This is a genomic window from Marinobacter sp. EVN1, from assembly GCF_000475375.1.
Classification (GTDB): Bacteria; Pseudomonadota; Gammaproteobacteria; order Pseudomonadales; family Oleiphilaceae; genus Marinobacter; species Marinobacter nauticus.
On record NZ_AXCB01000070.1, the window covers coordinates 97,671 to 113,351 of the forward strand.

A 15,681-nucleotide genomic window follows, 5' to 3' on the forward strand; every position below is an offset into this window, starting at 1 on the left:
CGGTTGGGTGCTTTTTAACCGTTGTAGAGCAATTTACGCTCTGCGTCTATAGGTGGATTGACGCAATGTTGATAAATGCCAAACAGTCGAGGCCGGCCTGGTGGCACCGTTCCGCCAACAAGAAAAAAGGGTGAGCATTGCGGTAGACTGTCAGGCTTTGATCCCGGGGCCATGCCCTGAACTGACCAACGAAGACCAAGGAGAACATGCTGGTGCTAGATGCGCTTACCCTCACCATGGCTGAACGTCCGGAATGGCTGGCAGGCTGGTTCCTTGCTCTGGTGGCGAGTGCCGCCTTGTGTCTGGCGGGCATGATCTGGCTGCTGTGGCGTCGGCGTCAGGATAGAGCCACCGAGTCTGCCTTGCGCGAGGAACTGGACGCCCGGGACAGGCAGCTGAGAGATAGCGAGCAGGTGCGGGCGTTGCATGAACAGGAAGTTGAACATCTGCAGACCGCACTCGAGGAGCAGAAAGCCCGCTCCGGGCAGCTGGAGCAGAGCATCGAACACTGGCGACAACAGTCTGCGGCCCTGGAAAACCGATTGGCGGCTCTGGCCTCGGAGTTGACAGCAAAACAGGATCGGGTTGCGCAACTGGCAAGTGAGAGCAGTCAATACCAGCAGCGGGCTGAAACGCTCTCAGAAGAGCTAGGCCAGTTGAAGGTCGAGTTACGCGAGCAGCAGGTCACTCTGGATAAAGAGCGCCGTAGTGCCTCGGAAAAACTGGAGTTGCTGGAAAAGAATCGAGATGCACTGAAACAGGAATTCGAGAACCTGGCGAACCGGATTTTCGACCAGAAAAGTGAGCGCTTCAGCCAGCAATCTAAAACCAGCCTGGACTCCTTGCTCAACCCCTTCCGTGACCAGTTGCAGGACTTCCGTAAACGCGTAGAGGATGTCTACACCACGGAAACCCGGGATCGCCAGGCACTTCGCAGCGAAATAAAATCGTTGCAGGAGCTGAACCGGCAAATTACCGAAGAAGCCGCCAATCTGACCCGTGCTCTCAAAGGCGACAAGAAAATTCAGGGCAACTGGGGTGAGTTGATCCTGGAGCGGGTGCTGGAACGGTCGGGCCTGCGCAAAGGGGTCGAGTACGAAACCCAGGGGAGTTACCGGGACGAAGATAATCAGTTGTTGAGGCCCGATGTCATCGTGCATTTGCCGGATCAGCGAAATCTGGTGATTGATTCCAAAGTATCGTTGGTGGCCTATCAGCAGTGGGTGACCGCAGATCAGGAGGAAGAGCGCGCTGCGGCGCTGAAGCAGCATGTTGAGGCGGTTCGCAATCACATCCGTACATTGAGCGAGAAAGATTACAGTCAGCTCAACGGGCTGCATTCTCCCGATTTCGTGCTGCTGTTCATGCCCATTGAGCCGGCATTTGTGGCAGCATTCCAGCAGGACGAGAATCTCTTCGCAGAAGCATTTGAGCGAAAGATTATTGTGGTGACGCCTACCACCCTGCTGGCGACACTGAGAACCATTGAGAATATCTGGCGTTATGAACGCCAGAGCCAGAATGCCCGCCGCATTGCCGATCGCGCCGGCGCGGTCTACGACAAGCTGCGGGTGTTTGTCGAGGCTATGGAAAAGCTGGGAAGTCAGTTACACACGGCCCAGGGCACCTACGATAATGCCATGAATACCCTGACCCGGGGCCGTGGTAATCTGATTTCCCAGGCCAATCGGTTTGTGGAGCTGGGGGTCAGGGTTAAAAAAGAGTTGCCCAAGTCGATTGTGGATCAGGCCGAGGTCGATTCTGAAGACGCCGATGAGCCGGGAGATACGCCTGCCATCGAAAGGGAGCCTACGGACGCCGGGGAAGCCCGTGCAGAGGACCAACAGGAGTAGCGGTATGTTGTCATCCATGAAAAAAAGGCGTTTGCCTGGTCACAAGGCATTTGCGGGCCTGGTGTTGTCTTCTGTTCTTGCCCTGCAGGCGGGGTTCGCCCAGGCATTGGCTCCGGAACACGAGATTCGCCGCTTGATGCTGGCGACGGAAGAAGCCGTTACAGCAGAGAACTGGAGTGAGGCAGGGGAGTACCTGAACCGCCTTCAGGCCATGGAGGGAGAGAAGCCCGCCGAGTATTACTACTATCGCGGCCGGGCCATGTTGCAGGCCAATCATCTGAATGAGGCACGTTCAGCACTGGAGCAATACATTACCCGGGCCGGGGCAGAGGGCACGCATTACCAGCAAAGCCTGAAGCTGATTACCGACATAGAGAAGGCCAGCCGTGCCAGTGTTCGCGCTCTGGCCGAAGGGCAGGCCAATGCCAACGAGCCCGTGGCCGTGATTGAGCCGGCGAATGAACAGGATATGAAGACGCTGCGCCAGCTGTATCTGGCAGGCTCGGACAGGGAGGCTCTGGTCATCCATCTGAATACTCTGCTTGAGACCGCTGGCTGGCGGCGTGACAAAACGGTGGTGCGCCTGGACAGGCCAGCAGATCGCCAGTACCAGGTGGCTCTGGATGATGGCAATATCAGTATTCAGGACATCGAGCGCAATCCCGATGGCACCACCGTTCGCAGAACCCTGTCTCTGTCGGTATTCGGTGTGAATCCTCAGTTGCGTTGGGATTGTGAACCGGTGGTCGGAGCCTGCTGGGTTTATGATCCGCGGGACGGCTCCCGGCTTTTCCAGTTGGCGGAGAATCGCGATCAGGCCCGGGACATTGCCCGAACTCTGGGGCGCTTGATCCGGAACCTGCAGCAGGGAAGTTCGTAAGGCCGGGTGTTCAGACCAGATCGCCCCGTTCGCCTTCCCGCCAGGCGCCCGGGGTGACCCCCGTCCACTTCTTGAAGGCCCGATGGAAAGTGGATGGTTCGGTAAAGCCTACCCGTTCGGCAATATCGTTGATGGGCATCTCCGGATGGGCCAGATAGTAGATGGCCATATCCCGCCGCAATAGATCCTTGATCTCCTGAAACGACGTGTTCTCCTGCTTCAGGCGGCGCCTGAGGGTTTGCGGGCTGGTGTGCAGCTCTTGTGCTATCCAGTCGAAATCCGGCATGGGTTTGGAGAAGTCACGGCCAATCAGGCCCCGAATACGACCGGTCCAGGTGTTGCTCTCATCCGGTCGTGACAGCAGGTCTGCCGGGGAGGTTTTCAGGAATTGTCGCATTTCCGGCTTGTCCCGGATCACCGGGGCAGAGAGAAAGCGTTTGCTGAAGGTTAACGCCGTACAGTCGGATTCGAACGCCAGTGGGCAATGAAAAATGTGCCGGTATTCGTCGCCATGGTCTGGCCTTGGGTAATCGAACTCGGCTTTCTCCAGTTCCACTGGCTGGCCAATGAGCCAGCTGCCCAGCCGGTGCCAGATGACCAGGATGCTCTCTCGCAGAAAATAGTCCGGGTCGTGGATGATGCCTTCAATTCGCGTGACCAGGCGCGCACGGTCACCGAAGATTTCAAGCTCCATGGAAACCATCGGTTCGAACAGCCGAGAGAACCGGAAGGCCTGTTGATATACCTCTTCCAGCGTCTGGCAACCGACCACCAACGCACACATGGTGGCGAACGTTCCGGAGCGGGCACGGCGTGGCCCCATGCCCATAAACTCATCGCCGGTGCGCTGCCAGATTACCTGCATCAGCTTGCTGAACTGATCACTGCTCACCCTTGCCATTTCAATGCGAAGAAGATCTGGCGAGATCCCGGCCTCCTGGAGCAAAGCACGGCTGTCCAGGCCCAGGCGTTCGGAGCCTGACAGGGAAGCTTCAACAAAATGTCGTGAGACTGTCAGTGTTGACATAGAGGCAGCCAGAAGAAAGAACGAACTTCATCATAAGTACCCGGCTCAACATTGCAAGCCCATGATTTGCCAACAGATGGAAGAAACGGTCAATAGGAATGAAGGAACCGGTAGTTGGCCCGGCCTGCAAAACCCGTCAGCATGAGCCAGAGTCATTGCCGCCGATCAAAAACAAGGAGACGCTTTATGGCAGCCCCGCTCGCTAACCTGAAAATTCTGGATTTCAGTACCTTGCTGCCCGGACCCTACGCCACCATGATGCTCGCCGATATGGGCGCGGAAGTGCTCAGAATTGAAGCTCCGGATCGCGTGGATCTGGCCAAGGTAATGCCACCTTTTGATGGTAAATTCAGCACGACTTTTTCCTACCTCGGTCGCGGCAAGCAAACCTTGCAACTGAACCTGAAGCAGCCCGAGAGTGTTGAGAGGGTCAAGCAGCTGGTTCAGGACTACGACATCGTGGTGGAGCAGTTTCGCCCGGGCGTCATGGACCGCCTCGGGATAGGCTATGAGGTACTCAAAGCCATCAATCCCAAGCTGATTTACTGTGCCATTACGGGCTATGGCCAGACCGGTCCTTACAAGGACAGGGCAGGCCACGATATCAACTATCTTGCTATTTCCGGTGTTGCCAGCCACTGCGGTCGTGCCGACAGCGGCCCACCACCCATGGGCATTCAGATTGCCGACGTGGCCGGAGGCTCCCATCACGCCGTGATGGGCATCCTCGCTGCCGTCATCAAACGCCAGGAAACCGGTGAGGGCGACTTTATCGACATCAGCATGACCGATGCCGCCTTCGCCCTGAATGCCATGGCGGGTGCTGCTGCCCTGGCAGGCGGACAGCCTCAGAAGCCTGAAAGCGGCATGCTCAATGGTGGCACCTTCTACGACTATTACCAGGCCAGAGATGGCCGCTGGTTGTCTGTCGGGAGCCTGGAGCCGCAGTTCTCTTCGCGCCTGTGTGACACCCTTGGGTTGGGCGAACTGAAAAGCTATGCCCTGAGCCAGAAGCCCGAACATCAGCAGGAATTGAAAGCCGCTATCAAGCAGAAGATCGCGGAGCGTTCACTGGCTGAGTGGCGGCAGGTGTTTGCCGATGTGGATGCCTGTGTAGAGCCGGTATTGACGATTGAGGAGGCGGCAGAGCATCCGCAGTTGAAGGCCAGGGGGATGGTTGTTGAAAGGGATCGAGGAGATGGAAATCTGCAGAAGCAGATTGGTTCCGTTTTCAGCTAGAGGCACAGACAAAAAAGGGCTCCCGTTGAGGGAGCCCTTTGTCATTCTGCCTGCCTGAGTTTATCAGGGCGCGGTGCAGAATGCGGGCAGTTCCGCCAAAGTAACACCGAAGGTCACCAGTGTCTCACAGACCATCCCGCCAAATACGGCATCATTATTAGCCGATACCGGGGTTCCATGATCACCTGCCTGATAAGTTGTCAACAGATCATCGCCGAGTCCAATGGTCAGTGGTTTCGTGCCGGCCAGTGGTGCACTGAAGCTGTTCACGGTGACTGGTACAGGCAGACCTGTAACTTCTGGTCCGAATGTACCGGACAGTGCGTCAATACCCCACTGTTCCTGGTCAGCAGCATTCGGGATAACGGTATCTCCAGCAACCTCTGACAGCAGGATAGGCGTTCCACCCGCTGCAAGGGAGGCGGTGAAGTTCACGGGATCTGCTGAGTCGATCGCAGCCTGGAAAATATTAAAGAACGTCTCGAGATTGGCGTCGCCTTGTTCCAGTCCAGCAGCTTGCTGCAGGCCAAACAGAATGCGAGGCGCGAACGACGGTGAGTTCTCCAGCAGTCGAACCACGCCACCGCCCGGCGTCAGCAGGCTGGCAGACTGGATATTGTTGAACGCTGATGGCAATGAGCTGCTGCCGTCAGGTGCGGTGAAGATGGTATCCGCGATCTGATCCTCGTTGGCGGCAGCCAGGAACGGCATACCGGTGATGGTGCCGAGCGAGTGGCCAACAAAGTAGACCGGATCGTTGATGTCGATGGTCAGCGTGCCGTCATCTCCGCCCGCTGCCGCCGGTTTCTGAAGCGTCATGCCTGCACGACCTGCCGCCGGACTGCCGGCCAGGGTGGCGCGAAGGTTCAACTGGTCAACAACGCTCTGACGGATATTGTCCCTGCCAGCCAGGAAATTCTGGAGGTTGATGAAGAAGCTGCCGGAGCCATCGGTACCGGCGGCGTTAGCTGGATCGAAAACCATTGGCGCCGGTGTGCCTGCGGGGGTGGCGTACAGGCCGTAATGGCGTTCAAACGTATCCGGCGCGAGGCCGGGGATGGTACTGCCAGCATTCGCTACGGTGTTGACGAGCGACTGAGCGGTTGCTGCAGACAAGCCCAGCTCGTTAACGAGACGTGTAGTATCGCCCGCTACAACGACCGGGGCATATACGGGAATTGCCGCTTCCGGAGCTCCGCCGGCTGCCAGCAGGTCACCTGCCAGCTCGAGCTGAGCCTCCTCGGAGAATGGCGTGATGCCATGCAGTGGCTGGTCGATAGCGACGACAACGTAACCCTGAGCCGCCAACGCCGTGCCAAAGGTCAGGGCTGCGCTACGATCCGTGGTGATGCCGTGCTGGTACATGACCACACCGCGTTCGTTGCCGCTGTTCGGGTATAGAACGAGCATCGGGACTTCCTGAGTGCTCTGTTCCAGCGGGAAAGGGAAGATGTAGTTGACCGCTGTCGATACGGAAGCATCGGCCTGCGGCAGGCTCAGGCCAAGCGCCGAGAAGGTGGTATTCAGAGATTCGGCCAGGGGTTGGTCTGCAACCCAGTTCACTGCGTTGCCGCCTGCGATGCCCGCGGGAGTATTGCCCAGATAGTAGGGGAGCGAGATGCTGCCCTGAACGGCCAGCACACCGGAAGCTCCGGGAATGCTTCCAGCAACTGCTGATACCAGGCCAACAGGCTGAATGGTGCCGTTGTCGATGGTGATCGCATCCGTAAAGCCGGCGCCATCGAATACGTTACGGTTAACACCAGGCAACGGTGTTGGGAGCTCCTCCCGGAACTGCGATGCGAGGGAGGTTGCCAGGCAGTCGATGGCTCCTGAGCCCAGATCCCCGGCGCCTGCGATCGGGCAGGGCCCAGTGGGCGCGAATACGGCGTTCAGAGGCGAGGCCGGATTCTCGGGAAGCGATTGTGGGAACTGTGCGACGGCAGCGTCCGCAGCGGCTGCAAGATCCGCGTATGCGGAGGCGCCCCCTTGACGAGCGGCCGTCACCGCACTGGTGCGTACGAACGTAGTGATCTGATCCGCGAACCAGGCCGCCGGCTCAGCAATGTATTGCAGTACTTTCGCATCATTTGACGTTGTGAAGCTGTAGGTCAGAGCTATCTCGCTTTCATTCAGCGAGCCACCCAGCGCCTTGATGTAGTTGGTAGCGATTGGCTCCCAAAGGTTGTTAACGAGAGTTCTGACAGGCAGAAGAGCCCCGTTGACGAGCCCTTTGCCGGGGTCATCCTCTGTTCCCTCGCCGGTGATGTTCGTATACAGCGGATCCTGAATGATCGAATCGCCATTGATGTCCTTGACCCCTGTCGTGACAAGAACCACGTAGCGCTTCTGCGGGTTCAGGGGTTCGAGCGGCAGGATTCGAATGGCCGAATTGCCGTCGAGAGATTCAACGTCTGCGCGAATCTTCGGCATGTTCTGGGGGCCGCTGATTGCGAGTTCGAGAGTTGGTGGCTCGCCAGCAGACAGCGCCCGTACCGGGTCGCCGCTGGCGTAAGCCAATTCAATGAGGTGAACTGTTTTTCCGGCAATAACGGTTGAGGCATCAAGCTGCCCGCTGGTCTGAATTACAGCAGGGGCAATGGTAGAAGCACCGGACAGCTCATTTAGCGCTGTGGTAACCGGCGGAGTAGTGTCATCAACACCAAAGGTTCCGTCTTTCTGCGTGGAGTCAAAAATCAAATCGTTGGGCAGAGGCAACTGGCCCTTCGCAGGGTTAAAGATGGGGTAGGTTTTTCCCAGTGAATCAGCAGAATACTGCGGCTTGGGATTATCATTACCCCCACTGTTAGAGCCACTGAAACAGCCCGTCAACCCAAGGGAAGAAGCCACGGCAAGACTTATTAGAGTTTTCTTGAACATGGGTGGAACCTTTTCCTGTTGTTGTGTCGTTATATCCGGCGTTGACGGAACCGGTCGGCCCCAGGATTCCGCGCACAGCCTTTTCTGATTTGTTGGTTGTCTGAAATTGTAGCCAGCACTTAAAAGCCAATTTCTGTAGCTTCGACTATAGCGACAGAGTAGCAAGTGTTGATCAGCCAAAAGTGTGATTCTGCGTCTGGAAACCCTCCTCGCACCCTTGGAGTGGCCCTCAATCAAAAATAGTGGCCGCTCCGCGGTTTGTCGAGTTCCAGTGGCCGGGTAATGCCTGTTTTAACAAATTGTTGCGAATTGGTTTTGCCGTCATAGCTATTTTCGCTGGCGTACATAGCATTTGCGCCTTCTGTCGCATCAACCGCTGTGTCGAATTTCTGGTAAACTCTCGCTTCCTTATATAAGCAGGGGGCTGCTTTGGTGGCTCCGCATACTTCCGATAATCAGAAAGCTGATGAGGCCACTATGACCACCGTGATCCGCCAGGACGACCTGATCGAAAGCGTAGCCGATGCGCTGCAGTTCATTTCCTATTATCACCCGAAGGATTTCATTCAGGCCGTGTACGAGGCCTACCAGAAGGAAGAGTCCCAGGCGGCCAAGGATGCCATGGCCCAGATTCTGATCAACTCCCGCATGTGTGCCCAGGGCCATCGCCCGATCTGTCAGGACACCGGTATCGTCACCGTGTTCGTGAACATCGGTATGGACGTGAAGTTCGAGTGCGACATGGCGCTGGACGATGTGATCAACGAAGGTGTACGCCGCGCCTACACCCATCCGGACAACGTGCTGCGCGCCTCTGTGCTGGCTGATCCTGACGGCAAGCGCCAGAATACCAAGGACAACACCCCGGCCATCATTCACTACAAGATGGTGCCCGGTAACACCGTAGACGTGCACGTGGCGGCCAAGGGCGGTGGCTCTGAAGCCAAGTCCAAGTTTGCCATGCTGAACCCGTCCGACTCGGTTGTGGACTGGGTGTTGAAGATGGTGCCGCAGATGGGTGCCGGCTGGTGTCCGCCTGGCATGCTGGGTATTGGTATTGGTGGTACCGCTGAGAAGGCGATGGAGCTGGCGAAAGAGGCTCTGTTGGATCCGATCGATATTCACGATCTGCAGGCCCGCGGTGCCTCCAATCGTGCCGAGGAATTGCGCCTGGAGCTGTTCGAGAAGGTGAACGAGCTGGGCATCGGCGCTCAGGGGCTGGGTGGCCTGACCACCGTTCTGGATGTAAAAGTCAAGGATTACCCCACCCACGCGGCCAACAAGCCGGTGGCGATCATCCCGAACTGCGCAGCAACCCGCCACGCACACTTTGTGCTGGATGGTACGGGCCCGTCCCTGCAGACCCCGCCGAGCCTGGACGACTGGCCGGAAATCACCTGGGAAGTAGGCGAGAATGTTCGCCGTGTGAATCTGGACACTGTAACTCCGGAAGACGTGAAAGACTGGCAACCGGGTGAAACCGTTCTGCTGTCCGGCAAGATGCTGACCGGCCGTGATGCGGCCCACAAGAAGATGGTGGATATGATCGAGCGCGGTGAAGAGCTGCCGGTGGATCTGAAAGGCCGCTTCATCTATTACGTGGGCCCGGTTGATCCCGTACGCGAAGAAGTGGTTGGCCCCGCCGGCCCTACGACTGCAACCCGCATGGACAAGTTCACTGACACCATGCTGGAAAAAACCGGCCTGACTGGCATGATCGGCAAAGCCGAGCGTGGCCAGGTTGCCATCGACGCCATCAAGAAGCACGGCGCAGTGTATCTGATGGCGGTGGGTGGTGCTGCATACCTGGTCTCCAAGGCCATCAAGGGTGCCAAGGTGGTGGCCTTCGAAGAGCTGGGTATGGAAGCCATCTATGAGTTTGAGGTGGAAGAAATGCCGGTAACCGTAGCCGTGGACTCCCGTGGCAGTTCCGTGCACCAGACCGGCCCGGTTGAGTGGCACGACAAGATCATTGCCGCCAAGGCGGTTTGATCTGAGTCTTTGTTAGTCCGGTGGCAGCCTTGGGTGTTCGGCTCAAGGCTGCCACTGAAAGTCCTTCATCTTTACCTTTCCTTTATACACTTCCACCCCTTCCAGCCTCAGTTTCTCTGTTTGAAGCTGGCAGGTTTCCGTGCCTTCAGGAAAGGCGATCTGGCCGTTGCTCCGGATAACCCGATACCAGGGAATGCAGTGGCCGGCGGGCAGTTTGCCCAGGGCCCGGCCAACGAAACGCGCCTGGCGTCCGAGGCCGGCCATGGCGGCTACCTGACCGTAGCTGGCCACTTTCCCTTTCGGAATCGCGGCCACTACCTGCCAGATTTTCTGCTCCTTTGTCGGTTCCTTTTCGGACTCGTTCATTCAGAGCTCCGGTATTGGCCGGGTTACAGGCGCAGGGCGCCGTCCACCTCGATCATGCGGCCAGAAACGTAGTCGTTCTCGAAGATAAACGCTACCGCTGAGGCGATTTCCTCTGGCTTGCCCATGCGTTTCAGGGGGATGCCGGCGGTCATTTTCTCCAGGGCTTCGGGCTTCATGGAGGCCGTCATTTCGGTTTCGATAAACCCTGGGGCGATGCCCATGCAGCGGATGCCGTAGCGGGCGAGTTCTTTGGCCCACACTGGCACCAGGGCAGATACGCCGGCTTTGGCGGCGGAGTAGTTGCTCTGGCCCATGTTTCCGGCGCGGGAGATGGAGGCGATGTTGATGATCGCGCCCTGGTCGCCGTTCTCGATCATGCGGGTGGCCGCTTCCCGGCCGCACAGGAAAACGCCGGTGAGGTTAACGTCGATCACGGACTGCCACTGGGCCAGTTCCATGCGCTTCTCGAGCTTGCCGTCCTTGAATTTCACCATCAGGCCGTCGCGCAGGATGCCGGCGTTGTTCACCAGGCCGTTGAGGTGGCCGAAGTCATTGATGATTGCCTGAAAGGTTGCCTCAACGTCTTCTTCTTTGGCGACGTTACAGACATAGGTTTTGGCGTCGCCACCGGCCAGTTTGCAGGCCTCAGCGGCTTCAGCCAGCTTGTCTTCCATCAGGTCGATGAGTGCCAGCCTGGCGCCTTTGGCTGCCAGGTATTCAGCCATTGCGCGGCCGAGGCCCTGGCCGCCACCAGTGATTGCGATAACAGAATCTTGAAGTTTCATGGTTTGCCCTAATTAAGTTCAGAGGTGTTTTACGTTCTCTGTGTGTCTGCATCGTTTTTATGGGGAGGCATTTTGCCCGTTTTCTTTTTTCTTTTCATCGTTATGCCCATTGCCGAACTGGCGGTATTGATTCAGGTCGGTAGCGTTATCGGCGTGTTGAATACGGTAGGGCTGGTGTTTCTGACGGCTGTAATCGGGGCCTGGTTGCTGCGCCAGCAGGGGCTGGCGACCTTGTTGCGGGCGAATGAACGGCTCAACAGCGGTGAGTTGCCGGCAAAAGAAGTGGCCGAGGGGCTGATTCTTGCGGTCGGTGGCGCCATGTTGCTCACGCCGGGGTTTATCACCGACACCTTCGGCTTTCTGTGTTTGTTGCCGGGCTCGCGACATTGGCTGGCATCGCAGGCGCTGAAGCGGATGACGGTGTCGGGGCAGAATCACGGCCGGAGTTTCTTTTTCAGCGCCGGAGGCGGTGCAGGGCCCTTCGGGCAAGGCCCATTTGGCCAGCAGCGACCATTCGATCGTGATGCCAACGGCAACATCATTGAAGGCGAGTACCAGGATCAGACCCGGACTGATAGAGGTCAGCTCCAGCAGGGGCAGTCTGATCAGGATGAGCAGGAAAAAAAGTAAATTTTTTTTCGTTGCGGGTGTTGAAAACCTTTCGCTCAACCCCATTAACACAGCACAGATTCGCTTCAGGCTGAAAACCGCTGTCTATCAGTGGCTTGGATGCCGGGGCAATTTGTCGGGTCCGGGTCTCCGGCCAGACATTTTTAACATGCAATTGTCATTGCCACATTAATCTGACTATTGGAGAAACAGAGCAATGAAAATTCGTCCGCTACACGATCGTGTTGTCGTACGCCGTAAGGAAGAAGAAGAGAAAACTGCGGGTGGCATCGTGCTGCCGGGTAATGCCAAAGAAAAGCCTTCCCAGGGCGAAGTGATCGCTGTGGGTAATGGCCGCATTCTGGATAACGGCGAAACCCGTGCACTGGCGGTCAAGGTGGGTGACACCGTGGTCTTCGGTCAGTATGCCGGTAACACCGTGAAGGTTGACGGTGAAGAGCTGCTCATCATGAGTGAGAACGATATTTACGGCGTGCTTGAGTGATCGCAACAGCGATAGGCACGAACGCTCATTAATCCGATTGGTTCAATTTTCGGTTTAACGAACAGGAATAGAAGACATGGCAGCAAAAGACGTTAAATTCGGTGATAGCGCCCGTAAGCGCATGGTAGCAGGTGTTAACATCCTGGCGGACGCGGTCAAGGTAACACTGGGCCCCAAAGGTCGTAACGTGGTTCTGGAGAAGTCTTTCGGCGCTCCGACTGTGACCAAGGACGGCGTGTCTGTGGCCAAGGAAATCGAGCTGAAAGACAAGTTCGAGAACATGGGCGCGCAGATGGTGAAGGAAGTCGCTTCCCAGGCCAACGAAACTGCTGGTGACGGTACCACGACTGCGACCGTACTGGCCCAGTCCATCGTAAATGAGGGTATCAAGGCCGTGACTGCCGGCATGAACCCGATGGACCTGAAGCGTGGTATCGACAAAGGTACCGCCGAAGCTGTTAAAGCCATCCGTGAAATGGCCAAGCCCTGCGACGACAGCCGCATGATCGCCCAGGTCGGTACTATCTCCGCCAACGGTGACGAAACCATCGGCAAGATCATCGCAGACGCGATGGAAAAAGTGGGTAAAGAAGGCGTCATTACCGTTGAGGAAGGCCGTGGCCTGGAAGACGAGCTGGACGTGGTTGAAGGCATGCAGTTTGACCGCGGTTTCCTGAGCCCGTACTTCATCAACAACCAGGACAACATGTCTGCCGAGCTGGAAGACCCGTACATCCTGCTGGTCGACAAGAAGATCTCCAACATCCGCGAACTGCTGCCGGTGCTGGAAGCAGTTGCCAAGGCTGGCAAGCCGCTCCAGATCATCGCTGAAGACATCGAAGGCGAAGCCCTGGCTACTCTGGTGGTCAACAACATGCGCGGCATTGTGAAAGTCAACGCTGTGAAGGCGCCTGGCTTTGGTGACCGTCGCAAGGAAATGCTGCAGGATATCGCCATTCTGACTGGCGGTACGGTGATTTCCGAAGAAGTCGGCCTGACCCTGGAAAACACCACTCTGGATGACCTGGGTACTGCCAAGCGTGTCAACGTGACCAAGGAAAACACCACGATCATCGGTGGCGCTGGTGCCGAGGCTGATATCAGCGCTCGCGTTGAGCAGATTCGCAAGCAGATCGAAGACAGCAGCTCTGATTACGACAAAGAGAAGCTGCAAGAGCGCGTCGCCAAGCTGGCTGGCGGTGTCGCCGTCATCAAAGTGGGCGCCGGCTCTGAAGTTGAAATGAAAGAGAAGAAGGCCCGCGTTGAAGACGCTCTGCACTCCACCCGCGCTGCCGTTGAAGAAGGCATCGTAGCTGGTGGTGGTGTTACCCTCATCCGCGCTATTGCGGCTCTGGACAAGGTAGACGCCATCAACGACGAGCAGAAAGCCGGTGTGAACATTCTGCGTCGCGCCATGGAAGCTCCGCTGCGTCAGATCGTATTCAATGCAGGCGGTGAGTCTTCTGTGGTGGTTGCCAAGGTAAAAGAAGGCGAAGGTTCCTTCGGCTTCAACGCTGCTACCGAGCAGTATGGCGACATGCTGGAAATGGGTATCCTGGATCCCGCCAAGGTAACCCGTTCTTCCCTGCAGGCAGCGGCTTCTGTCGCTTCTCTGATCATCACCACCGAGGCGATGGTTGCAGACGAGCCGGAAGACGAGAAAGCCGGCGGTGGTATGCCGGATATGGGTGGCATGGGCGGAATGGGAGGCATGGGCGGCATGATGTAATGCCGGCCAGATCCCGAACAGGTCTCAGTTTCTGAGGCCTGGCCCGATCTACCCCTGAAAACCCCGCGCTGGTTCACACTGGCGCGGGGTTTTTCGTTTTTTTGTCATGAACTTGCCCAATGGCTTTGTTAGACTCGGCTACCGGTTTTTAAATGTGCCAATTGCAATGACTGAATCCCGACCAAAATCCTTTCTCGGCCCTGGCAAAGTGGTTCTGCTGCTGTTGCTCGGTCTGCTGGTTTACGGGATCACGCTGATTGTTCTGGTTCCGGCTGGCTGGCTCTGGCAGCAGGCCTCGGCCCAGGTGCAGCTGCCAGAGCAGGTTCGGGTGCAGCAGGTATCCGGGCGTCTCTGGGATGGGGCCGCAGGGGTTGTTGTGGCTGGTTTTCCGGCGCGCCTGGAATGGCAATTTGGCTGGCCATCGTTGTCCGGGGTGACATTACCGCTGCAATTTTCTGTGTCTTCATCACAATCCCGCGTGGAAGGGGTTGCCCGTGCCGGTTGGCAGGGTAATTTTGAGGTCAGTGCCAATGGGGTGGTAGCGGTTGCCGAGTTCGAGCAGCTGATACGCCAGAGCGGTGGCGCCATGATTGAGGGAACCGTGTCTGTGGATCGCTTCGAGATGTCCTGGGCAGACGGTCGCCTGAAGTCAGCAGACGGGCTCGGGCGCTGGGATGGTGGTAGGGTTACCTGGCCGATGGGCAATCAGGTGGGCCAGGCCGTGTTTCCGCCCATGCAGGCAGACCTGGACACCGTGGACGGAGGCGTTTCATTGGTAGTGGCAGAGCAGGGTGCAAGCGGGCCGGCGGCTGATGCCAGCATACTCTGGGATGGCATGATGGAACTGCGGGTGTACAAGCGCATGGTCGATCTGGCGCAACAGCCCTGGCCAGATTCTGCAAGGCCGGGTGACGTAGTGTTCCGGGTCCGGCAGCCATTGCTGCCCGGAGGCCTGTAATATGATGAAGCTGTCGGTGGGGCGTCAGGAGCGGTTCTCGCGTACATTGGCGAATCTGCTGTTGCTTGCGCTGGTGCTTTACCTTGCGGTAGAGCTGGCGAAACTAACCTGGTTGATTGCCTGGAACGACCGGCCTGTACCGGAAATCTTCGGGCAGACGGCTGCCGGCGCTGAGGTCCGTAGCCGAGTGGTAGGGGCTCCGATCGCCGGTTATGAATTCTTCGGGCGACCGGAAAATCAGGCTGGCGTGGCCGATGTGGTGCGTCGATCGGCACCGGAAACCGGGTTGCGCCTGAGGCTGGAGGGTGTGCTAGTCGGGCAGCGTCCTGAGGACTCCGGTGCTATAGTTGCCGGAAGTAACGGCGAAACCGAATACTATCGGGTTGGCGACCAGTTGCCGGGCAATGCTGAGCTGGCGGAAGTCGAAGCTGGACGAATCCTGCTACGCCGGGGAGGAAGGTATGAATCCCTGGCGTTTGAGGAACAGATGGATACCGGAGCTCTGGTTGCGGAAGAGCCTGTGCAAACGGCAGAATCGCCGGATACCTACCTGGAAGACGCCAGAGCGCGGCTGGACAGTGAAGGCGTGGCTGCATTGGCAACCTACGGTCTGCAGCCTGCAGAGGATCGCGGCGGGTATGTGTATGATGGCTCGAACGCCATGCTGAACGCCGTGAATCTGCGTCCGGGAGATATCATTACCTCGGTGAACGGTCAGCCTCTGGGCGACATCGAGCAGGACAAGCAGCTGCTGGACAGTTGGCGCAGCCAGCCGCAGCTGGATATAGAAATTGAACGTGACGGAACCCTGCTGACGGTCAGTTACGCCATACCCGAACAATGGCGCTGACAGGGTAC

At 57.6% G+C, this 15,681-nt stretch carries 13 protein-coding genes; 9 read left to right on the forward strand and 4 right to left on the reverse strand.

Annotated elements, in window-relative coordinates:
* Positions 1 to 206 precede the first annotated feature (206 nt).
* On the forward strand, positions 207 to 1,853 hold the full coding sequence (gene rmuC / locus Q674_RS37690) for a DNA recombination protein RmuC (protein WP_023009834.1): 1,647 nt from the start codon (positions 207 to 209) through the stop codon (positions 1,851 to 1,853).
* A gap of 4 nt (positions 1,854 to 1,857) precedes the next feature.
* Entirely contained in the window at positions 1,858 to 2,733 is an 876-nt protein-coding gene (locus Q674_RS37695; protein WP_023009835.1) for a hypothetical protein, read from the forward strand.
* A gap of 10 nt (positions 2,734 to 2,743) precedes the next feature.
* On the opposite strand, the gene Q674_RS37700 is transcribed toward Q674_RS37695, so the two are convergent.
* Positions 2,744 to 3,760 (reverse strand): AraC family transcriptional regulator, encoded by a 1,017-nt coding sequence (locus Q674_RS37700; protein ID WP_023009836.1) that lies wholly within the window; start codon positions 3,758 to 3,760, stop codon positions 2,744 to 2,746.
* 186 nt (positions 3,761 to 3,946) lie between these two features.
* Here Q674_RS37700 and Q674_RS37705 point away from each other — a divergent pair, with 186 nt between their 5' ends.
* Positions 3,947 to 4,999 (forward strand): CaiB/BaiF CoA transferase family protein, encoded by a 1,053-nt coding sequence (locus Q674_RS37705; RefSeq protein WP_023009837.1) that lies wholly within the window; start codon positions 3,947 to 3,949, stop codon positions 4,997 to 4,999.
* Positions 5,000 to 5,062: 63 nt separating this feature from the next.
* Here the strand turns inward: Q674_RS37705 and Q674_RS37710 are convergent, their stop codons facing one another.
* Entirely contained in the window at positions 5,063 to 7,879 is a 2,817-nt protein-coding gene (locus Q674_RS37710; RefSeq protein WP_014421004.1) for a hypothetical protein, read from the reverse strand.
* Positions 7,880 to 8,356: 477 nt separating this feature from the next.
* Between Q674_RS37710 and Q674_RS37715 the strand changes: the two genes are divergently transcribed.
* Positions 8,357 to 9,871 (forward strand): fumarate hydratase, encoded by a 1,515-nt coding sequence (locus tag Q674_RS37715; protein ID WP_011785509.1) that lies wholly within the window; start codon positions 8,357 to 8,359, stop codon positions 9,869 to 9,871.
* Between the two features lie 42 nt (positions 9,872 to 9,913).
* Here the strand turns inward: Q674_RS37715 and Q674_RS37720 are convergent, their stop codons facing one another.
* Both Q674_RS37720 and Q674_RS37725 read right to left on the reverse strand, forming a co-directional pair.
* Complete coding sequence (locus Q674_RS37720) at positions 9,914 to 10,237, reverse strand: MGMT family protein (protein WP_011785508.1); 324 nt, start codon at positions 10,235 to 10,237, stop codon at positions 9,914 to 9,916.
* A gap of 23 nt (positions 10,238 to 10,260) precedes the next feature.
* Positions 10,261 to 11,022: an SDR family oxidoreductase gene (locus Q674_RS37725; RefSeq protein ID WP_011785507.1), complete on the reverse strand. Its 762-nt coding sequence runs from the start codon at positions 11,020 to 11,022 to the stop codon at positions 10,261 to 10,263.
* Positions 11,023 to 11,094: 72 nt separating this feature from the next.
* Between Q674_RS37725 and Q674_RS37730 the strand changes: the two genes are divergently transcribed.
* The 5 genes from Q674_RS37730 (at position 11,095) to Q674_RS37750 (ending at position 15,673) form a co-directional block, all read left to right on the forward strand.
* Entirely contained in the window at positions 11,095 to 11,652 is a 558-nt protein-coding gene (locus tag Q674_RS37730; protein WP_023009840.1) for an FxsA family protein, read from the forward strand.
* A 196-nt stretch (positions 11,653 to 11,848) separates the two neighbouring features.
* Positions 11,849 to 12,136, forward strand: coding sequence for a co-chaperone GroES (gene groES / locus Q674_RS37735; RefSeq protein WP_011785505.1), 288 nt, complete (start codon positions 11,849 to 11,851; stop codon positions 12,134 to 12,136).
* Positions 12,137 to 12,212: 76 nt separating this feature from the next.
* A complete protein-coding gene (gene groL, locus Q674_RS37740) occupies positions 12,213 to 13,865 on the forward strand; it encodes a chaperonin GroEL (protein WP_014421008.1) in 1,653 nt (550 codons plus the stop codon).
* Positions 13,866 to 14,031: 166 nt separating this feature from the next.
* Positions 14,032 to 14,823, forward strand: a complete 792-nt coding sequence (gspN, locus tag Q674_RS37745) for a type II secretion system protein N (protein ID WP_023009841.1) — start codon at positions 14,032 to 14,034, stop codon at positions 14,821 to 14,823.
* Position 14,824: 1 nt separating this feature from the next.
* Entirely contained in the window at positions 14,825 to 15,673 is an 849-nt protein-coding gene (locus Q674_RS37750; RefSeq protein ID WP_023009842.1) for a type II secretion system protein N, read from the forward strand.
* Positions 15,674 to 15,681 lie beyond the last annotated feature (8 nt).